Here is a 19,140-nt window from a genome sequence, read left to right as displayed (position 1 = left end):
CCTACGACCCCTGGCGCAACTTCGCCAGCACCTTCAGTCCGCCGTAGCCGTCCGCAGGCGCAATGCCCGCGCGCTGCTGAAAATCCTTGATTGCCTTCATGGTGTCGTTGCCGACACGGCCGTCGGTGCCGCCGGTGTCGAAGCCCGCCTTGGTCAGGCGCGTCTGCATCTCCTGCACCTCGGCGAGCGTCAGCGCGCGCTCGGAGCCGGGGAACGGCTGGATGAAGGGCGGGGCGCCGAGACAGCGGTCGCCGAGATGGCAGATCGCCAGCGCATAGTTCATTGAGGGATTGTAGCTCTTCACCGCGTTGAAATTCGGTCCCAGCAGAAATGTCGGTCCGCCCGCAACCGGGGTCCATATCTGCGCGGATGCGGAGGTTTGCGGAAACGGCTGGCCGTCGGCGCGGGTGACGCCGGCCGCCTGCCATGCCGCATAGGTCCGGCTGCCGCTCATCTCACTGGGCGCGCGCACCTCGTAGCCCCAATGCTCGCCGCGGTGCCACTTGCCGCGGTTGACGAGATATTTTGCGGTCGAGCCCAGCGCATCGTCGGGCTTGCCGAACGGTGACACCTTGCCGTCGCCGTCATAGTCGATGCCGACATTGAGCCAGACTTCCGGCATCCATTGCGAATGCCCCATCGCGCCGGCCCAGGATCCCTGCATCTGCTCCGGCGTGCTCCAGCCCTTGTCGACGATGCGCAGCGCGTTGATCAGCTCGGTCTCCCAATAGGCTTTTCGGCGCGGCTCGTTCCAGGCGAGCGCGGCGAGCGAGGGAAACACCGGCGTCATGTGGTTCTGCTGCACCAGCGGATCGCCATAGGCGGACTCGACGCCCCACAGCGCCAGCAGCGTACCGCGCTCGACGCCGAAGTCGCGCTCGATGCGCGCGAGCAGCGCCTCGTTGTTCTTCAGCGCGATCTTGCCGTTGATGATGCGCCAGTCGGAGACGCGGCGGTTGATGTATTGCCAGACCTGCTCATGGAATTCGGGCTGGTTGCGCATCTGCTTGAACACGCTCATGTCGGGCTCGACCCGCGCCATCGCGCGCTGCCAGGTCGCGGCCGAAATGCCTTTCGCCATGGCGCGGGCGCGAAAGCCCTCGCGCCATTCCTCGAAGCCCGGAGGGGCGGCCAGGATGCGTGTTGGGATTGCGACGAGTGCGGCTGCGCCGAGCGTGGATCGAAGCAGAGCGCGGCGGCTGCGATGGACCGAGGAATCAGCTTGTTTCATGGACCCATCCTAGCGGGAAACAGGGCAACTGTGACCCGGTTCCTGGAACTGGAGGAACAGGTCGTGGTCCTCGCGTTCCCCGGAACAAACTGTCGCACTCCCGCATTCCCCCAGCACCACGTTGGAGGAGGAGATGAAGATGAGGAAATACCTGTTTGCCGCCGCCATGGTCACCGCCATCGCCGCGCCTGCGTTTGCCGACGAAGTCGGCGTTCACGTCGGTCCGGTCGGTGCCGGCGTGACGGTCGGACAGTCTCACGAATATCGTGAGCGGGACCGCGATCGCGACCGCACCACGGTCATCAAGGAGCGTGCTCCTGCCGACCGCACCACGGTGATCAAGAAGGAAGATGAATACGGCAACCGCAGCAAGACCGTGATTCATCACGACAACGACTGACGGAGCGGTGCCCCGGCCGATCGTCGGGGCACCTTCCGCAACGCCGCTCCTCGAGAGGGCAGTTCGGGGCTGAATGAAGATACGCGCGCATGCCGAAAGCCACGTCGTCGAGCTGGATGACGGATCGCGCTGGCAGATTTTTCCGGGGGATATCGCGACGACATTGAGCTGGAAGCCGGAAACGGATTTGCAGCTGGAGCATAGCCGTGACCGGGCCAGTTCGCATGTGCTGGTGAACGCCACGGATCACAGCCGTGTGCGCGTGATCGGGGCGGACGAGACCTGGCCTGAGGGTGAGGTTAAGGATGAGTTAAGCGGCGGGTAGCCGACCTTCCGCAAGTTCGCAAGTGTCCAACTTTTAGCCTCCCGCTTTACGGTCGGTTGGCATCCGTGGGCGCAGAATGCGCGCATGCGGGAGCTGTTCGACATCATCCGTGCCAACCCCTGGCCCTTTGGCGCGGGGCTGTTCGTCGTGATCCTGATGATTATCGCAGAGAACTTTGGCCGCGGCATTCATGGCGGCGGCGACGCGGGCGGCGACTTCTCGGATGCCGGTGGGGGCGACGGTGGCTGCGGTGGCGACGGGGGAGGCGACTAGGCCTCGCTTCTGGACGCGACCAGCATTCCCCGGCTAGTCCTCCTGCAAATCGGCCGCGATGCCTGCGAGCCAGCGACGAATGCTTGCTTCGGCCTTGGCATCGAGCCCGGTGGCAAGGCGCTTCTCCAACGCAATCACCCGTTCCCGGCACGCTTTCAAAAGCGCCGCGCCGCGCGGCGTCAGCGTCCATTGCTGGATGCGGCCGTGGACGGGATGGGGCGTCATCAGAATTGCACCGTCACGTTCGAGATTGCGGATGATGACGCCGACGGTCTGGGGCGTCAGAAAGGTGAGGCGGGCAACGTCGGCGCCTGAGAGGCCCGGATAGGCATTGAGCATGGTCAGCACCGCGAATTGCGGTGAGGTGACACCGAGATCGGCCAGCGACCGCTCCATCGTCAGGCGGACTGCGGCGTGGGCCTGGCGCAGCAGATAGCCGAGATAGCCTTGCTCGCCGCGCTTGCCTTCCCCTGGGGCTGGTACGCGCACCGCTGGGGGAGCCGTGGGTGCCTTCCGCCGCAGTTGCGATCTCGTGATATCGGCCGGCTTGCGCATCATGTAAGGGCTCTTATACTGTATCAGCACTCTTACAATACCACGAGGTGAACGGCAATGTCACACGCCCGCAGCGAATATGAGGATTTCAAGAAGATCGCGCCCGATGCGTATGAGCTGGTGCTGGCGCTCGGCCAGGTGGCGGCCAAGGCCGGCCTCGACAAGCAGCTTCTCGAACTGGTCAAGCTGCGCGCCTCGCAGATCAACGGCTGCGCCTTCTGCCTGCAGCATCACATCCTGCTTTCGGAGCGGATCGGCGTCCCCGTGGACAAGCTCAATTTGGTCGTGGTCTGGCGCGAGGCGCCGATCTTTTCCGCGCGCGAACGTGCCGCGCTGGCCTGGGCCGAGGCGCTGACCTGCCTGCCCGACGGCGTCGGCGAAGACGTGTACGCCGAGGCAAGCCGTGAATTCTCCGAGACGGAGCTGACCTACCTGACCTCGGCGGTCGCCTCGATCAACGTCTGGAACCGTTTTGGTGCGGCGTTTCGCTGGACGCCGGCGAAGCGGCCGGTCGCAGCGAATGCGGCGGCATCCTGATTGCAACGAAGGGAGGTTGTCATGACTGCAATGAATTTGGCCGCCACACCGCGCCCGGTGCCATCGCGCTCGATGGCGATCGCCGTCGTCGGCGGGCTCGCCTGCGCGCTTGCGATCGGCAAGGCGCTGCCGGTGACGATGGACGCCATATCCGGCGCACTCTCGCCGCTCTGCGCCACCGCCGCCGAAAGCTCGCCGCTCGACAAGGTCGAACCGATCGGCTCCTACGCGCTGCCGAACGTGCCGGGCAAGCGCGTCACCATCGTGCGTGTGTTCTACGGTCCCGGCGGGTTCTCGCGGCCGCACCGTCACGCAGGATCCGTCACCGCCTACATCACCAAGGGCGAGATCCGCTCCCAGCTCGGCGGCGGTCCGGTCGAGACGTTTGGCGTCGGCCAGTCCTTCTTCGAGCCGCCCGGCTCGACGCATCTGGTCTCGGCCAATGCCAGCACCACGGAGCCGGCGGAATTGATCGCGGTGTTCGTGGCGGACGAGGGCGCGCAACTCACGACGCTGTTGGAGTAGCTGGCACTGGCAATCCGAAACCAGTGTTGTTCAAGTCGGCTGCGATCGCCTCAACCGTTTCCATGCCGGTGAAAGACCGTATTCGACGGCAGGAATCGCAACTGCGCCGACAAGGAGTCCAATGACGCCTGAGATGGCTGCCTCGACCGACCATTCGACGATGCCTGCAATGGAGGGAAGCGGGCGCGCGGCAGCCTCGGTCGCGGCATGGACCGTGTGGCCTACCACGGGTGGGCCGTATTGCTCGATGCCGTGCAGGATGATGCCGCCGCCGACCCAGATCATGGCGGCCGTGCCGATGGTGCTCAGCACCGCCAGGAAGGTAGGCATGCCGCGGACGAGCGCACGTCCAAGCAAGCGGATTGCGCCGCCAATGACCGAGGCGCGGTTATACCGCGCAAGAGCCACGCCGGCATCGTCCGCCTTCACGATCAGGGCGACCACGCCGTAGACTCCAACTGTAATGAAGATGGCGACGAGTGCCAGCACGAGCGCCTGCGTCCAGATGCTGCCCGTCGGGACGGCCGCCAGCGTGATCGCCATGATCTCCGCCGACAGGATGAAATCCGTCTTGATGGCGCTCGCGACCTTCTCGTCCTCGACCGAGCGGGCATTCAATGCAATCGGCTGGAGCTGAGCTTCGTGGTGGCGCGCATGATGCGGCATCACGGCTTCGAGCACCTTCTCGGCACCCTCGTAGCAGAGAAAGGCTCCGCCCAGCATGAGCAGCGGCGTGACCGCGGCGGGAAGGAAATAACCAAGCAGCAGGGCAATGGGCAGCAGGATCAGTAATTTATTGCGCAGCGACCCAACCGCAATCTTGCCCACGATCGGCAGTTCGCGTTTCGCGGCAAAGCCGATCACGTAGTTCGGCGTGACGGCTGCGTCATCGATGACCACGCCAGCCGCCTTTGCTCCCGCCTTGGCTGCCTGGCTCGCCACATCGTCGAGCGAGGCTGCTGCCACCTTTGCAATCGCTGCGATATCGTCGAGAAGACCAATCAGTCCGACACTCATCAACCCTGTTCCTTATGCCTTCGAGCCGGCGGCGTGTGCGACAACACACTTTTTCACTGCCCGGCATTGGAACGAGCAAGCCGTCAATTGTCCTCGCCGCTCGATCCCTCGCGCTGGTCCGGCTTGATCACGTCCTCCGGCAGCGCGTGTGCCACGGGCTGCGCCGTGACCGCGATCTCCGGGCCGACTTCGCGGCCGCGGGCGTGGATCAGGCGCTCATAGGCCGAGACCAGCGTGACGTAGGGACTGACCCAGATCCAGCCGTCGCGGGTGAACACCTGCACGTCGAAATGCAGGTGCATCGAGGTGCCGGCGGGATGGTCGAGATAATTCGAGACCACGCCGATCTTCTCGCCCTCCGATACGATGCGGCCATGGAGCAGGCCGTCGGCGTTCATCGCCTGCGGGTTCATATGCATGTAGCGGAAACGAATATGCTCGGTCCGGCTGTTGACCTGCAGCGTCGCGGCCTGGTCCTTGGAGGCGCGTATGACCCTCGCATCGCGCACGGCGACCACGCCGCGCTGCTTGGGATCGCAGGCTTCGCGGCCTTCACCGGGCGGTGGGCACTCGGCCGCGCGGATGTCCTCGCCCTGGTGGCCATAACCGCCGCCGCATTGCCAGACCTCGAAACTGCGGGATTCGCAGAAATTGTCGCGCCAGGGATAGGCGGTCGTGCTCTCCATCTTGTCGCGCTTGGCATAGGATTGCGAGCGTACGAACGCGGGCGCCTTCTCGAGAGGAAAGCGGATCTGTGCATAGGCCATCACGTCCGGATGGCCGCCCTGCTTGCGATAGCCGGTGTTCGGGATGATGTCGCCGCTCGGCCGGTAGGCGAAGTCCGCAGAACGCTCCGCGGGACGATCGAGAATGCTGGAAGCAGTGTCCGCCAGCGGCCGCATGCGCTGGCCGCCGGCCACGCGCAGCGCCTTCAGGAAACGCTCGGCGACCGGATAGGCCTCCTTGCAGGAAAGCCGCCGCGGCTTGGCGACGCTGTCGAGGCATTGGATCGACACCACATAGGCGACGCCGAAACGGGTGAAAGCGTAGCGCACATAGCCTTCCCGGATGAATTTGCGCAGGTCCGGGTAGAGCGCTGCGAGCGGTTTGACCGGCTCGCCCTTGCCGCCCGAGGGATCGGCAATGTCATAGACGAGCGCCGAACCCGTGATCTGCACCTCGACCGGCCTTGCGAACACGCGGCTCGGCATGCCGTCGCCGGCGCCGGGCTCGAACGAGAAGGTCGCGCTGTAGCCGGCGGGGCCGGCATCAAACATGTCGACGGAATTGAAGTCAGCCTGGTAGCGCGACAGCGCGAGTGTCGCCGGCGCGCCATTGCGCTGTGCTTCGAAATAAGCGGCGGTGTCGAACGGCAGCAGCACGGGCACGGAGCTGCGGGCGATGCCGGTGAAGAATTGCGAGGAGATCGCGTTGAGCTGCACCAGCGCCGGCATCGCGCGCGGATCGTAGCGCGGCACCGAACGACGGGGTGCGAAGATGAAATCGTCCGCGGCCCGGGGATGGGCGTTGATTTCGGTGCGGAGCTGGTCGAGCGCTGCGCGCCAATCGACGCGCAGGGCCGTGAGCGAGGGGCTGCGGAATTCATCCGCAGCGAGCGGAGAGGCAATGAGGAGCGAAAGCGACGCCAGAAGTTGCGAGACGAAGCGGAAACCTTTCCCAACCACTGTCTCGCCCCCCGGCGGCACCTGTTGCGCTCGCTTTGGCCCCGTCAGTCCTTGGCGCGCTCGGAGTAGGAGCCGTCTTCGGTCATCACCACGATGCGGGTGCCGACGGCGATGTGCGGCGGCACGGTGGTGCGGACGCCGTTGGACAAAATCGCGGGCTTGTAGGACGAGGAGGCGGTCTGGCCCTTGGTCACGGGCTCGGTCTCGACCACTTCAAGCGTCACGCGCTGCGGCAACGCGATCGACACCACATTGACGTCGTGCGTCGACAATTTGACCGTCATGCTCTCCTGAAGATAGGCCGCGGCGTCGCCGATGACGTCCTTGGACACCTGGACCTGGTCATAGGTCTCCGGGTTCATGAAGTGGAAACCGTCACCGTCTTCATAGAGATAGGTGAAGTTGCGTTCTTCGATCGTGGCCTTCTCGACCTGGTCGGTGGTCTTGTAACGCTCGGAGATCTTTACCCCGTCCGAGATTCGGCGCATTTCGATCTGGCTGACCGGGGTGCCCTTGCCGGGATGGATGTTCTCGGCGGTCACGACGACATATAGCTTGCCGTCTTGCTCGATCACGTTGCCCTTGCGAATAGAACTGGCGATGACTCTCAAAGCTGTATTTCCTGCTTGCTTGGCCCGGCTCGGGCCAGGACGTGGTCAAATTGATGGGGGACCTGGGGCCCCAAATCAGACCGCGGCACCCGTTTCGGGCCGCAACATACTGGTTTTGCCGTTGGATGCCAGCATTTTGCTGGCCTGCGGGGCGGCCGGCTGATGGCTGGGGACAAGCCGATGTCGCCGTTCTGGTCCCCCTCGCGGCATCTCGACCGCCGGCCCTTCCTTCAGGCCAGGGGAGCCATCACCAGGGCTCTACGGGGATTTTTCGCCGAGCAGGCCTTCGTCGAGGTCGAAACCTCCGTTCTTCAGGTCTCCCCGGGCAACGAGACCCACCTGCACGCCCCCCGGACGGAGATCATGCGCCCCGACGGCAGCCGTGTGAGCCGATACTTGCGGACCTCGCCGGAATTCGCCTGCAAGAAGCTGCTGGCGGCCGGGGAAACCCGGATTTTCGAGTTCGCCCGGGTGTTCCGGGACCGCGAACGCGGCGACCTGCATTTGCCCGAATTCACCATGCTGGAATGGTACCGGGCAGACGCCCCCTATGACGCCATCATGGCCGACTGCGTCGTCCTCATCGCCCGCGCGGCCCAGGCGACCGGTATCGGCACCTTCGCCTTCCGCGGCCGGACCGCCGATCCCTTCGCCGAGCCGGAGCTTGTGACTGTGGCCGGCGCCTTCGGGCAGTTTGCGGGGATCGACCTGCTTGCGACCATTTCCGGCGGCGAGGGCGACCGCGCCGCGCTCGCACGGGCAGCTGCCGGCAAGGTCCGCGTGGCCGAGGACGACACCTGGTCCGACATCTTCAGCAAGGTCCTGGTTGAGCATGTCGAGCCGCATCTGGGGCAGGGGCGTTTGACCATTCTGCTCGAATACCCATCTCCAGAGGCGGCACTGGCGCGTGTGAAGGCGGGCGACCCCCGCGTTGCCGAGCGGTTCGAGGTCTATGCCTGCGGCGTCGAACTCGCCAACGGCTTTGGCGAGCTGACCGACGCCGAGGAGCAGCGCAAGCGCTTCACGGAATCCATGGCGGAAAAGCAACGCCGCTACGGCGAAGCCTATCCGCTGGACGAGGACTTTCTGGCCGCGGTCGCGGCGATGCCGGAGGCGAGCGGCGTCGCGCTCGGCTTCGACCGGCTGGTGATGCTGGCGGGCGGCGCATCGCGAATTGATCAGGTGGTCTGGACGCCGCCTGCAAATGAAGCGGTAAGTGAAACATGACGAAGAGCAAGCTTGCACGCACATTGCGCGAGCCCGCCGAACTTGTGGCCGAGCAGCTGGCGTCCGCCACGGCGCTGCCGGCGCTCGATCGCGTTGCCGCACGCTATGCGGTTGCGATCACGCCGGCGCTGGTCGATCTGATCGATAGGTCCGATCCCGACGATCCCATCGCGCGGCAATTCGTCCCGACCGCCGCGGAGCTGGAGATGCAGCCGGGTGAGAACGCCGATCCGATCGGCGATCATCCGCACTCGCCGGTTCCCGGGATCGTGCATCGCTATCCCGACCGCGTGCTGTTCAAGCTTGTTCACGTCTGCGCGGTCTATTGCCGCTTCTGCTTCCGCCGCGAGATGGTCGGACCCGGCAAGGAGAACGCGCTCTCGGACGGCGCCTATCGCGCGGCGATCGACTACATCCGCTCGCATAGTGAGGTCTGGGAGGTGATCCTGACCGGCGGCGATCCCCTGATGTTGTCGCCGCGGCGGATGAGCGAGATCATGGCCGATCTTGCCGGCATCGATCACGTCAAGATCATCCGCCTTCACACCCGCGTACCGGTGGCCGATCCCGCGCGCATCAGCGACGAGATGGTCGCGGCGCTGAAGGCCGAAGGCGCCACCACCTGGGTGGCGCTGCATGCCAACCATGCGCGCGAACTGACGGGGCCGGCGCGTGCCGCCTGCGCGCGACTGGTCGATGCCGGAATTCCCATGGTAAGCCAGTCCGTGCTTTTGCGCGGCGTCAATGACAACGTGACCGCCCTGTCGGATTTGATGCGAGCTTTCGTCGAATGCCGGATCAAGCCCTACTATCTGCATCACGGCGATCTCGCGCCCGGCACGGCGCATCTGCGAACGACGCTTGCAGAGGGGCAGGACCTGATGCGGCAGTTGCGTGGACGGGTGTCAGGACTATGTCAGCCTGACTATGTCATCGACATTCCCGGTGGCGCGGGCAAGTCGCCGGTGGGGCCGAATTACGTGTTGCCGATGCAAAATACCGCACCTGATGCGGGTGATGCGGCATCGGAAACGCGCTATCGTATCGTGGACTATTGCGGCGACGTTCATCTCTATCCGCCCGAGACCTGAGCGGGTGAGAACGAGACGACGCCGGTTTTGAGGAATGGAGGAGCAGAATGAGAAAGATCGTCGTGGCGGTGTCGCTTCTGGTCTTGCTCGGCGGCGCGGCGGTCGCGCAGACCGGCGGCACCAAGGGATCGACATCGGGGGGCGCGACCTCCGGATCTCCGCCGCAGGCACCCGTGGGCCATCGCCAGCCGCGCGTCGGCGACGTGCCGAACGAGAAGAACCTGAGCGACCCGAACGATCCTCTCAGCAAGGAAAATCAGGCGCTCGACAAGAAGATCAAGAGCATCTGCCGCGGCTGCTAGGCGCCGGAGCAGCGGGCAGGGTGCGACAGCCTCACCCCGCCCGCAATCGTTCGGTCAGGCGGAGCGCTCGTGCAGTCCTGCGCGCTTGGTGTTGCGCCGGATCTCGACCGCGTCAGCGAGCTGCTTGAGCACGGTCGCCGTGGTCGCCCAGTCGATGCATCCGTCCGTGATGCTCTGGCCATGGGTGAGCGGTTTGCCCGGCACCACGTCCTGGCGCCCGGCGACGAGATTGCTCTCGATCATCACCCCCATGATGCGGTTCTCGCCGCCGGAAATCTGCCCGGCGATGTCGGCCGTCACAAGCGGCTGGTTTTCCGGCTTCTTGCTCGAATTGGCGTGGCTCGCATCGACCATCACGAGCGGTGCGACGCCGGACTTCGCCAGATCGTTGCAGGCCGCTGCGACGCTTGCCGCATCGTAGTTCGGCGTGCTGCCGCCGCGCAGGATGATGTGACAATCCTCGTTGCCGGCGGTTGAGGCGATCGCCGAGCGGCCGAGCTTGGTCACCGCCATGAAATGATGCGGATTCGAAGCCGACTTCACCGCGTCCGCCGCGATGCGCACGTTGCCGTCGGTGCCGTTCTTGAACCCGACCGGGCAGGACAGCCCCGAGGCCAGCTCGCGATGGATCTGGCTTTCGGTCGTGCGCGCGCCGATCGCGGCCCAGGACACGAGGTCCGCAATGTATTGCGGCGTCGTCATGTCGAGGAATTCGGTGCCGGCGGGCAGGCCGAGATTATTCACCGCCGAGAGCACGTTGCGCGCCAGCCGCAGGCCCTTGTTGATGTCGAAGCTGCCGTCCAGATCAGGATCGTTGATCAGGCCCTTCCAGCCGACCGTGGTGCGCGGCTTCTCGAAATAGACCCGCATCACGATCTCGAGTTGGTCGGCAAGGTCTTCGCGCAAGCTCGCGAGGCGCTCGGCGTATTCGAGCGCAGCCCTGGGATCATGCACCGAGCAGGGGCCGACCACGACCAGAAGCCGGTCGTCCTGGCCATTGAGGATCGCATGGATGGCGTTGCGTGCCGCCATCACCACGCGCGTCGCGGTGAGCGTGCGCGGGACTTCCCGCATCACCTCTTCCGGCGTGCTCAGCTCTTTCAGTTCGCGGATACGAAGATCGTCGGTCGTGCTCAGCACGGCGGGCTCCTGTCATGTTGAGACCCTGCCGGCCAATAAAAAAGCCGCCAGGTCTGGCGGCTTGTTCGGACGTTTGCTTCAATATTTCAGATTGAGCGCGATCCTCCTGCCGCCAGCGAGCTGTCGTAGCTAAAGTACCAAAAATAGCTGGTGACGAGGGTGATCATGGCCAGTCATATAGCGCGCGATCGGCGGGTTGTCACCCCCCAATAGAGGTGACGGCCACGGGACGCCTCAACTGTTGCTTTTGCGTGCCGCCAGAGCCATGCCGATCAGCGTGGCGCCGCCGAACAGCAGGTTGATGCCGACGAGGATGCCGATCGCCCATTCCGCCGAGCTCGGCAATCCCGTGATCACCATGAACGAGATCGCGATGTCGACGAGGCCCGAGATCAGGAGCCACGACCAGCGGCCGCCCGGCTCGCGGCGGTGCTCCAGCGCATACATGATGGTGGCGATGCCCTCGGCGAGGAAATAGGCGCCGAGCACGATGGTCAGCGTCAGCACGGCCTGCATCGGCCGCGCCAGCAGCAGCATGCCGGCGAGCACGGCGAGCGCGGCCGAGATCAGCGACCACCAGAAGCCCGGCGTGCTGCGCGCCCAATAGGTGGCGATCAATCCGCCGATGCCGCTGATCAGGAACATCCAGCCGAGGAAGATCGCAATCGCAAGGCTTGCCAGCGGCGGCAGGATCAGCGCGGCAACGCCGAGCACCACGAGCAGGATACCTTCGAACAGGAAGGCCTTCCAATGTGCCTTGACCGTCTGGCTCATGGCGGATTGCAGCCGGGAAAAATCCTCAGGCGATGTCATGGGCAGGCTCCGGATCGAGAGGTGTGTGCTCAATCTAATCTAGTACGCGCACACCGCGCTTGCCATCCCGCGGTTCAGCCGCCGCCGTGCGCTGACGAAAAACCTTCGCCGCTGGTGCGGATGCGGTTGCGGCCAAGAACATAGATCGCGGTTGTGACGATCAGAAGTGCGAGGCCGAGCAGGATCGAGACGAGGCCGATCGGGATCAGAGCCAGCGTCAGATTGCGCTCGGGATTGATGAGCCAGTGATGGATCGAGGTCAGCACGAAGGCAAGACCGAGAAAGCCGACGCCGCCGCCCGCGAGCAGCAGCGCCCACATCCGGCGGAGCTGGCTGAGGCGCTCCCGCGCGACGTCGGTCCGGGGCGCATGATGGCGCGCGACGCGCCGCACCAGGCGGATGGCGAAGGCGATCGAGCTGAAGCCGATCAGCAGGCTCGCGCCGCCCAACCACATCCGCAGCGTCGGGTCGAGATCCGGCATGCGCTGGAGCGTGAGCAGGGGGAAGTCGAAGGCCGAATGCAGGGCGAGCGGGCCCGCGAAGATCAGCAGGCGGCTGGAGAGACGGGCCCAGTCGCGATGATGGCGGTTCGCCCCCAGCGCCGTGCCGGCGCGCGCGATGGTCAGATAGGCGCCGGCGATGATGCCGAGCGCGCCGTGGAACGGGACGGTCAGCACGCTGCGCAAGGCGGCCAGCGAGCGCCACATCTCGGCGTGCTGGACGAGATAGGCGAGGTTCTCGTAGGCGGCGAAGCCGAGGCCGACCGCGGCGCCATAGACCACGGTGTCCATTGGATTGGCGAAGGTCCGCCGCTTGGTCGAGGCCACCAGCACGATGGCGATCACCTTGACCGCTTCCTCCGGCAGCGCGACGCCGAAGATCGAATGCATGGCCAGCGCCGCCCAGGGATTGTCCGGGGCCGCGACCATCTTGGCGAAAGGGGCGCGGGCGAGGCCCAGCAGCGAAATGCTGGCCGCGCCCAGCAGGAACGCGGTCCAGACCTGGGCCGGCGGTCCCGGGCGTTCCTCGGCGGCAATGACAAGCCACAGCATCAGCAGCGCCGGGGCGATGGCGGCCGTTCCGATGACGGTGGGTAACGCTTCAATCAGGTACATCGGCGCCGAAAATAGGTTCCCTTGATCCGCTTATCTACATTCACCGATGCGACCTTGTGTCATGCGCTTGCTGTCGCGTCTCTTAACAAGCGTGACAGCCTGCGTTCATCAGGACAGTCGCCGAGGTGTAGAATAGGGAGCGGAATCAATTCCATGGCAGGACATGCTCGTCATCCATGACAGCGGCCGCGCGCCCGCCATTGGATCGCGATTGGTGTGTTAGATCAAGGCAATGGGCAGGTTTCTTCGATTCACGATGCACGTGGCGCCGCGGCAAGTCCAGAGCCGGGATTGCCCCGTCCGGGCAACGCACGGCTTGGCGGGGCGGCCTAGTCACGCTTCGTTGCGCGGGATGGTGACGTGATCCGGCGTGTCCGTACCTGCTCCAGCTCCCAGAAGACGCGTATGAGGCACGTGCCAAGACAGAGCACGATGAGCAACAGCAGGAAGGCCTGGTCGACGGCAGGGATGTGAGTCATGGCAATGGTAAAGCAACGCCCATGCCATCTGTTCCTGTCACGCGTTCCTTCGCCACGCGTTGCTTCCGCGGCCTGCGCCGTGTGCGACGGCTGCCGGTCCCAGGCCCGCTTTGACCGTCTCAATGCGTGGTGAACGGCGGCGGTGCGTCGGGCGCGACGTCGAAGGCGCCGAGATGGAATTCCTCGCCGATGGATGCGTCCGGCTCGGAATGTTCCGCCATCAGCGTGAACGCGGCCTGCGGGTATTGCTTCCAGATATCGAGATCGCCGGCGGTGATGGTGAGCCAGCCGAACGTGTACATGTAGCGTCCGGGCTCGGTGACCCGGCCGACCCTGTCCCAGGTGATCTTGTCGATTGTAATCTTGTCGACTGCCATTCGGTCCCCCGATCGCAAGTCTGCAGATGATGCCCGGCACGAGGCGCGGACCCCCAAAAGCTGATCCCGGAATGGGGCTGCGATAGGGCGGCGAGGCGAAAGGATCAGGCCGATTGCAGCATGGGCGTACGGACGATCAGCCGGACGAGGTCGTCCCGCGACTGCTTTTCGGCGAATTTGACCGCAAAGCCGTGCTCGAATTTGCGGATCACGCGCCCGACGCAGGCGCCGACCGCAAGCGGGGTTCCCATTGGCGGGTCGTATTCGCAGGATATCGCGACACCGGCCGTCGAGACGTCGATGATGAAGCAGGCGTGGGTGCTGCCGTCGGCGAGCGTCAGGAAGGTGTGCGCGACCTGCGGAACGAAGCGCGCGTCATTCCGCAGCTCCTGGACGCTGGCGTCCTTCTGCTTCTTCTCGAGCCAGGTCAGCTTTTCCGACATCCAGGCGCGCCGGGCCCGCGTCATGTCGAGCTCCATCAGGAAGCCCGATTTCAGCGTCGCGCTGATGGTGCACTGGAATTCACCAAAATCCTGGAAGTAGGAGGTCACGCGCTCGCCGACCTTTCCGACCACCGGCACGTCGACCATCATGCGGAACGGCGAGACGCGGCTGGTGCGGCAGGCGAAGGTCCGGAGCTTGCCCTCGCAATCGTACCAGCGCGGCAGCGAGTAGCTGCCGCTCACGGTGACTTGCACTGCACGCTGCCTGAGGAACTCTGCGACGGACATGGGCGCCAATCGTGTTTCGGAGTATTTCCGTAATTCCACGGTAGCAATCAAATTCTAAGCAAATGATACCGGCACTCACGAGCAGGGGTAAATTTCCGGTTAATGCGTGGGTCGGGGCGGGCGGCATAGCGCCGCGATTATGAGGCCCGTGATCTCACGATCGCGTCATCCGAGCAGCACCAGCAGAGCCAGTGCGCCAATGGCCATGACGAGCTTGATCGTCGCGCAGGCCAGGCCGCTCGGTCTCCTCTCAAATCCGAACCACGGCAATGCATGCCGCATCGCGCGCGTTGCGAACGCCTCGACGATGGCGAGCAGAAGTGCGACGCCGGCGAGGAAGGACCATGATGCGTCCGGCAGCATCCATGCCGCGAACCATTCGGGGACTGACGCTTTCAGCGACGCCAGCAGCGCGAACCATCCGAACAGGGATGCGAAGCCCTTGATGATGTCGGGCCCGATCGTGTCGGGCTCGAAACGGATGCCGATCTTTCCAAGAGCGAGCTCGATGCGCTCGCCATCGGTGAAGAAGAGGAATGCGCCGAGGTAGAGAGGAATGCGCGACTGAAACAGCAGCGCGATGATGCCGAACAGGACGGCGTAGCCGTAGGCGTCAGCGAAGATGTTGGTGCCGGCCATATGCGACGGCTGCGGCGCAGCCGTGGCCTGGCGCTGCGGAAGCGATCTGGCGCGCGCCATGTGCTCCAGCATTCTGGCGCGCCGCTCCGGCACGTAAGCTGCCGTACGGTGCATCCATGGCGGCGGCGCCGGCGAGGCAATTCCGGCCTGGTCGTCCGAGGGAGATTTACGCTGCGCCATGGGCCTGCATCCGGTTCCAACAGGACATTGGTCGGAGCCGAGGGGCAGGTAGGTTCACGCGGGGCGGCAGATTTCGCCGCGTCATCCAATCGCCCGGATGATGGCGCTCCCTAGCGGAATCGAACCGCTCTCTCCACCGTGAAAGGGTGGCGTCCTAACCGATAGACGAAGGGAGCAAACCCAGGGCCCCGCCGCTATTCGCGGCACGGCCGCTGGCCGCCCGAGTCATGCCCGGCGGCTGCAGCGGGCGAACCTATAATGGCCTTTGGCGCCCTGGGCAAGCCGTTCGGGAACGGTCTTTTGGCACCGGTGGATAGCATCCAGCCCGGGATCATTCGGGGGCGAATTCAACGGTTTCTTAGGTTCCCTGAGCTAGCGCTGGAATGGGAGAATTTGAGCCAATGCCACAGCCCAAGAAGCGCGCGGCCCGCAAGTCGCTGTCGCAGCATGCCTGGATCACGCTCGATGGCGGGTTCGCGGCACGGCATTGCCTGGTCCAGGACATATCGAGCTCCGGCGCGAAGATCACGCTGGACGAGGATGCGAGCCAGCTCCCGGGCGTGATCCGGATGGCGTTCGCGCGCGACGCGCGGACCGGGCGGAGCTGCCAGGTGGTCTGGCGCCGCGGCAAATCGGCCGGCATCAAGTTCATCTGACCTAGGAGCGAAGCGACCCCCAGGCGACTCACGATGGCGCGTGGCGCCTGTCCGGGCTAGAACGGCCCGCATGCGTGCGCCGCTCCTCATCCTGATCTCGTTCCTGACCATGTCCGCGGCCGCGGCAGAGGACTTGCGTCTTCCGCACGCGGAGCGCCCACAGGCCGGCAAGGCCCTGCCGCTGAAGAGCACCGGCGGGACGGCGAAGGCGGGCTCCTGCGCCGCCTATGGCCGGGGCTTCCATATGGTCGAGAGCACCGGCACCTGCGTCAAGATCGGCGGCTCGATCAGCGTCGAGACCACGGTCAGGCGTTGAGGCACCATGCCGACGGATATCATGCGGCCCGAGATCATCGTCCCGTTCGTGATGTATTGCGCGCTGCTGTGGTGGGTCGGCCGCGGCCTGAGCTGGACCGCGCGGCTCGCCACCGCGGCAGTGACGCTCGTGCTCATCGTCTGCGTGATTTTGTTCGAACGCGGCTGGTCTTAACAAAAAAACGCGAAAACAACCCCATGCACAGTAGCCGTCAAGTCGCGGCGGCGCGCGGCAAAATGCCGATTCATCGTGCTCGCAACGGACTTTAAGCCGCGTCGCCGCTCACGACATCGGCGGTGCCACATGTTGCGCAAATCCGGGCCGTTTGCCGAGCTCGGCGAGCCAGCGCGTCAGATGCGGCTGCGCGGGCCGGGCGATGCCCTCGACGCCGAGCCAGCGCCGCGCATAGGCGCCGATCGCGATGTCGGCGAGGGTGAACGCATCGCCGTCCATGAACCGGCGCGATGAGAGCAGGCGGTCGGCGATGGCCCAGACCTCGGCGGCGGCGTCGGCATCACGCTGCACCTGGATCATGTCGCGCTCGGCGGGCGCCGTGCGCACGATGCCCCAGAACACCGGACGGTCGACCGGCTGCACCATCGACAGAGTCCAGTCGAGCCAGCGGTCGACGCTCGTGCGCAGCTTCGGCGCCTCGGGATAGATCGGCGTGCCGCGGCCGTGCGCGAGGCAGAGATAGCGCATGATCGAATTTGACTCCCACAGCACGAAGTCGCCCTCGACCAGCGTCGGGATCCGCGCATTGGGGTTCATCGCGAGATAGTCGGTCTCGCGGGTCTTGCCAAAAGCCATGCCGGCGTCGATGCGCTCGTAAGCCAGGCCGAGCTCGGCGAGGCACCACAGCACTTTCTGCACGTTGACCGAATTGGCGCGGCCCCAGATCGTCAGGTTTTGGTCCGGCACATCATCCTCCCGCGGCGTTTCTTTCGGCGCGGGTGATAGCGGAATTCACTGCGGCGAGCGACGCGCGATTGCGCCGATCCTCTTATGCAAAAAGGTCCGCATGCAAAAAGCTCCGCCCGAGGCGGAGCTTTCATTGCAAGGCAAAGCCTGGTCAGGCGATCAGCGGCCGAAGAACAGCCACAACAGAATGATCACCGGAATCGGCACACCCAGCATCCACAACAAAATACCGCGTCCCATCGCGTCCTCCTCCATTTGCATTGTCGAAGAGAGAACGTCCGGGACGGGAGCTGGTTCCTGTGGGAAGACCCTACCAATGGCCGGTGTTGGGCATCGACGACCACGGCTCCTGCGGTGCCTTCGGCTCGCCCTTCTGCAGGATCTCGATCGAGTGCAAATCCGGCGAGCGGACGAAGGCCATGTTGCCGTCGCGCGGCGGACGGTTGATCGTGACGCCCGCCTTCTGCAGCTTCTCGCAGGTGGCGTAGATGTCGTCGACCTCATAGGCGAGATGGCCGAAGAAACGGTCCTCGCCATACTTTTCCTCGTCCCAATTCCAGGTGAGCTCGACCAGCGGCGCGCCGCGCGACTGCGGCTGCTTCTTCAGCGCCTCGAGATCGTCCGACGAGCACAGGAACACCAGCGTGAAACGCCCCTTGTCGTTCTCGATCCGCCGCACCTCCGTCAAGCCCAGCGCATCCTGGTAAAACTTCAGCGCGACATCGAGATTGCGCACGCGCAGCATGGTGTGGAGGTATCGCATGGTTGTTGCTCCCTTTGATGGATGGAGGTTTTTTGGTTTGGGCCGGGACGGCGGGGGAGAGATAGCAGGAAAGTGGGGGGAGGGGCAGGGGGCGCGCGCATGCGCGTGAGGCGGCTGGTGAAGTAAATCAGCTATGGGTGGACTGAAACCGCCCATGCGTAGGGCTGTGGATGGTCTTCCGGAATGTCAAAGCTAAGCAGGCCTGGAGCCGCGCCTACCGGGGCGATTTATTGAGCCTCCTCTTCACGTATGGACGCGGTTATTCTTACTGACAGCGCCGTCATGTCCCTGACCATTTGGCCGAGGAAGTGTGCAACACCTAAAAGTCTGACCATATTGCTTTGTTGCCTGTCAGTAGGTCCAAAATACGCAACGCCGATATTCGGGTCCAGGTGTACGAAGTATCCCACTGCACCTAGACCGTTAGGATGTGTGGTTTCCGACAGGTGGTCGTAGACCTCTCGAAGGCCAGCCACGGTTTTGTTCAACCTGTCCAGCTGGGTCATTATATTGGTTGCCACATTGCTGAGGTCTTCCTCGTGGAGATGCGTCAGCTTTGTCGCGAGCGCCTGCCCTGAGGATAAACCGGCGCTCACCATGCTGAAAAAGAGCGCCGCTGCCCAGCGTCGCAATGCGGCTGCCGTCCGTCCAGATGACAGGGTAGGTCACTGCCGTCACAAAAGCTTCGATCGCTTCACGCCCTTGCTTTTCTACTTCGGCATCGTCAGACATCGGGGAGCCCGCCATTTGTGCAGAGTCACATGGGCAGCGCGCAAGTTCGTTCGAGGCCTAAGCCCAACCTCCAAGGAAGCCGGGCTCGTAGCGGCTCAACGCTTGGGCGTCCAGGTATCGAAGTTGCCGTCCTTCTTACCGACAGCTTTGGCCTTCTCAACCGAGATGCCGTCGCGGCAGGCGATGTAGGACTGAACCTGGGCGTTGGTCCCGGCTCGCTTCGCAACCCACATGTCACGCGTGAAGCCGTTCTTTGCCATGCAATCGAGCGCATGAGGAGTGCTGTTCGAGGCGGCGTGGGCGCCGATTGTTGACAGCAGTAATGTGGAAACAGCGATAATTGTTCTCATAACATCTCCCAATGAAGAGCCTGTACAATAGCCGCCGCAAACAAAACCACAAGGCGCTGTTGTCAGAACGCTCAACTTTCCAGATAGTCGAACATTGGAGACCCTTCAGAACGCTGGGGGTCGGGGCGTCGCGCCGGTCGACCGAAGGG

General features: G+C 64.4%; 25 protein-coding genes and 1 tRNA gene. 11 read left to right on the top strand and 15 right to left on the bottom strand.

Features of this window, described 5'->3' with window-relative positions; all coding sequences use genetic code 11:
- Window position 1: 1 nt before the first annotated feature.
- Window positions 2–1,231, bottom strand: coding sequence for a lytic murein transglycosylase (locus tag JQ591_RS10720; RefSeq protein WP_211395956.1), 1,230 nt, complete (start codon window positions 1,229–1,231; stop codon window positions 2–4).
- Window positions 1,232–1,370: 139 nt separating this feature from the next.
- Here JQ591_RS10720 and JQ591_RS10715 point away from each other — a divergent pair, with 139 nt between their 5' ends.
- The 3 genes from JQ591_RS10715 to JQ591_RS10705 all read left to right on the top strand — a co-directional run bounded on the left by JQ591_RS10715 (window position 1,371) and on the right by JQ591_RS10705 (window position 2,229).
- Complete coding sequence (locus JQ591_RS10715) at window positions 1,371–1,631, top strand: hypothetical protein (RefSeq protein ID WP_211396431.1); 261 nt, start codon at window positions 1,371–1,373, stop codon at window positions 1,629–1,631.
- 73 nt (window positions 1,632–1,704) lie between these two features.
- Window positions 1,705–1,956, top strand: coding sequence for a hypothetical protein (locus JQ591_RS10710; RefSeq protein ID WP_211395955.1), 252 nt, complete (start codon window positions 1,705–1,707; stop codon window positions 1,954–1,956).
- An 84-nt stretch (window positions 1,957–2,040) separates the two neighbouring features.
- Entirely contained in the window at window positions 2,041–2,229 is a 189-nt protein-coding gene (locus JQ591_RS10705; RefSeq protein ID WP_211395954.1) for a hypothetical protein, read from the top strand.
- A 33-nt stretch (window positions 2,230–2,262) separates the two neighbouring features.
- Here JQ591_RS10705 and JQ591_RS10700 read toward each other — a convergent pair whose 3' ends face one another.
- Window positions 2,263–2,787: a MarR family winged helix-turn-helix transcriptional regulator gene (locus JQ591_RS10700; RefSeq protein ID WP_211395953.1), complete on the bottom strand. Its 525-nt coding sequence runs from the start codon at window positions 2,785–2,787 to the stop codon at window positions 2,263–2,265.
- Between the two features lie 54 nt (window positions 2,788–2,841).
- Here JQ591_RS10700 and JQ591_RS10695 point away from each other — a divergent pair, with 54 nt between their 5' ends.
- Both JQ591_RS10695 and JQ591_RS10690 read left to right on the top strand, forming a co-directional pair.
- Window positions 2,842–3,321 (top strand): carboxymuconolactone decarboxylase family protein, encoded by a 480-nt coding sequence (locus JQ591_RS10695; RefSeq protein ID WP_211395952.1) that lies wholly within the window; start codon window positions 2,842–2,844, stop codon window positions 3,319–3,321.
- A gap of 21 nt (window positions 3,322–3,342) precedes the next feature.
- On the top strand, window positions 3,343–3,846 hold the full coding sequence (locus JQ591_RS10690; RefSeq protein ID WP_211395951.1) for a cupin domain-containing protein: 504 nt from the start codon (window positions 3,343–3,345) through the stop codon (window positions 3,844–3,846).
- A 30-nt stretch (window positions 3,847–3,876) separates the two neighbouring features.
- On the opposite strand, the gene JQ591_RS10685 is transcribed toward JQ591_RS10690, so the two are convergent.
- The 3 genes from JQ591_RS10685 to efp all read right to left on the bottom strand — a co-directional run bounded on the left by JQ591_RS10685 (window position 3,877) and on the right by efp (window position 7,159).
- Window positions 3,877–4,863 carry a DUF808 domain-containing protein gene (locus JQ591_RS10685; protein ID WP_211395950.1) on the bottom strand — a complete coding sequence of 329 codons (987 nt, stop codon included), beginning with the start codon at window positions 4,861–4,863 and terminating at the stop codon, window positions 3,877–3,879.
- Between the two features lie 83 nt (window positions 4,864–4,946).
- Complete coding sequence (locus JQ591_RS10680) at window positions 4,947–6,569, bottom strand: M23 family peptidase (RefSeq protein ID WP_211395949.1); 1,623 nt, start codon at window positions 6,567–6,569, stop codon at window positions 4,947–4,949.
- A 23-nt stretch (window positions 6,570–6,592) separates the two neighbouring features.
- Window positions 6,593–7,159, bottom strand: a complete 567-nt coding sequence (efp, locus tag JQ591_RS10675; RefSeq protein WP_027569909.1) for an elongation factor P — start codon at window positions 7,157–7,159, stop codon at window positions 6,593–6,595.
- Between the two features lie 162 nt (window positions 7,160–7,321).
- On the opposite strand from efp, the gene epmA reads away from it, so the two are divergent.
- The 3 genes from epmA to JQ591_RS10660 are packed head-to-tail and all read left to right on the top strand — an operon-like array spanning window position 7,322 to window position 9,779.
- Window positions 7,322–8,386, top strand: coding sequence for an EF-P lysine aminoacylase EpmA (gene epmA / locus JQ591_RS10670; RefSeq protein WP_211395948.1), 1,065 nt, complete (start codon window positions 7,322–7,324; stop codon window positions 8,384–8,386).
- The gene (locus JQ591_RS10665; protein WP_211395947.1) at window positions 8,383–9,477 is read left to right on the top strand and encodes a lysine-2,3-aminomutase-like protein; all 1,095 of its coding nucleotides are present in this window, start codon (window positions 8,383–8,385) and stop codon (window positions 9,475–9,477) included. Before epmA ends, JQ591_RS10665 begins: the two co-directional genes overlap by 4 nt.
- Before the next feature lie 47 nt (window positions 9,478–9,524).
- Entirely contained in the window at window positions 9,525–9,779 is a 255-nt protein-coding gene (locus tag JQ591_RS10660) for a hypothetical protein (RefSeq protein ID WP_211395946.1), read from the top strand.
- Window positions 9,780–9,833: 54 nt separating this feature from the next.
- On the opposite strand, the gene JQ591_RS10655 is transcribed toward JQ591_RS10660, so the two are convergent.
- From JQ591_RS10655 to JQ591_RS10625, 7 genes are all read right to left on the bottom strand, one after another.
- The gene (locus JQ591_RS10655) at window positions 9,834–10,919 is read right to left on the bottom strand and encodes a 3-deoxy-7-phosphoheptulonate synthase (protein ID WP_211395945.1); all 1,086 of its coding nucleotides are present in this window, start codon (window positions 10,917–10,919) and stop codon (window positions 9,834–9,836) included.
- A 234-nt stretch (window positions 10,920–11,153) separates the two neighbouring features.
- On the bottom strand, window positions 11,154–11,732 hold the full coding sequence (locus JQ591_RS10650) for an HdeD family acid-resistance protein (protein WP_211395944.1): 579 nt from the start codon (window positions 11,730–11,732) through the stop codon (window positions 11,154–11,156).
- 74 nt (window positions 11,733–11,806) lie between these two features.
- Window positions 11,807–12,847, bottom strand: coding sequence for a PrsW family glutamic-type intramembrane protease (locus JQ591_RS10645; RefSeq protein ID WP_027569915.1), 1,041 nt, complete (start codon window positions 12,845–12,847; stop codon window positions 11,807–11,809).
- A 598-nt stretch (window positions 12,848–13,445) separates the two neighbouring features.
- Window positions 13,446–13,703, bottom strand: coding sequence for a hypothetical protein (locus JQ591_RS10640; protein ID WP_211395943.1), 258 nt, complete (start codon window positions 13,701–13,703; stop codon window positions 13,446–13,448).
- Between the two features lie 104 nt (window positions 13,704–13,807).
- Window positions 13,808–14,434, bottom strand: coding sequence for a PilZ domain-containing protein (locus JQ591_RS10635; RefSeq protein ID WP_211395942.1), 627 nt, complete (start codon window positions 14,432–14,434; stop codon window positions 13,808–13,810).
- A 165-nt stretch (window positions 14,435–14,599) separates the two neighbouring features.
- Complete coding sequence (locus JQ591_RS10630; protein ID WP_211395941.1) at window positions 14,600–15,253, bottom strand: hypothetical protein; 654 nt, start codon at window positions 15,251–15,253, stop codon at window positions 14,600–14,602.
- 101 nt (window positions 15,254–15,354) lie between these two features.
- Window positions 15,355–15,429: transfer RNA gene (locus JQ591_RS10625), tRNA-Glu, on the bottom strand.
- 225 nt (window positions 15,430–15,654) lie between these two features.
- Between JQ591_RS10625 and JQ591_RS10620 the strand changes: the two genes are divergently transcribed.
- The 3 genes from JQ591_RS10620 (at window position 15,655) to JQ591_RS10610 (ending at window position 16,399) form a co-directional block, all read left to right on the top strand.
- Entirely contained in the window at window positions 15,655–15,909 is a 255-nt protein-coding gene (locus JQ591_RS10620) for a PilZ domain-containing protein (RefSeq protein WP_211395940.1), read from the top strand.
- A 70-nt stretch (window positions 15,910–15,979) separates the two neighbouring features.
- A complete protein-coding gene (locus JQ591_RS10615; RefSeq protein ID WP_211395939.1) occupies window positions 15,980–16,225 on the top strand; it encodes a hypothetical protein in 246 nt (81 codons plus the stop codon).
- A gap of 6 nt (window positions 16,226–16,231) precedes the next feature.
- Window positions 16,232–16,399 carry a hypothetical protein gene (locus JQ591_RS10610; protein ID WP_211395938.1) on the top strand — a complete coding sequence of 56 codons (168 nt, stop codon included), beginning with the start codon at window positions 16,232–16,234 and terminating at the stop codon, window positions 16,397–16,399.
- 108 nt (window positions 16,400–16,507) lie between these two features.
- On the opposite strand, the gene JQ591_RS10605 is transcribed toward JQ591_RS10610, so the two are convergent.
- The 3 genes from JQ591_RS10605 to JQ591_RS10595 form a co-directional block, all read right to left on the bottom strand.
- Window positions 16,508–17,146 carry a glutathione S-transferase family protein gene (locus JQ591_RS10605; protein WP_211395937.1) on the bottom strand — a complete coding sequence of 213 codons (639 nt, stop codon included), beginning with the start codon at window positions 17,144–17,146 and terminating at the stop codon, window positions 16,508–16,510.
- Window positions 17,147–17,456: 310 nt separating this feature from the next.
- Window positions 17,457–17,909, bottom strand: coding sequence for a VOC family protein (locus JQ591_RS10600; RefSeq protein ID WP_211395936.1), 453 nt, complete (start codon window positions 17,907–17,909; stop codon window positions 17,457–17,459).
- 827 nt (window positions 17,910–18,736) lie between these two features.
- A complete protein-coding gene (locus tag JQ591_RS10595) occupies window positions 18,737–18,991 on the bottom strand; it encodes a hypothetical protein (protein ID WP_211395935.1) in 255 nt (84 codons plus the stop codon).
- Window positions 18,992–19,140 lie beyond the last annotated feature (149 nt).

Origin of the sequence: Bradyrhizobium canariense (assembly GCF_018130465.1) — a bacterium.
In the GTDB taxonomy this organism is placed as follows: domain Bacteria; phylum Pseudomonadota; class Alphaproteobacteria; order Rhizobiales; family Xanthobacteraceae; genus Bradyrhizobium; species Bradyrhizobium canariense_C.
The sequence above is the reverse complement of the archived record's forward strand: the minus strand, read 5'-3'. Positions and strand labels throughout refer to the sequence as shown.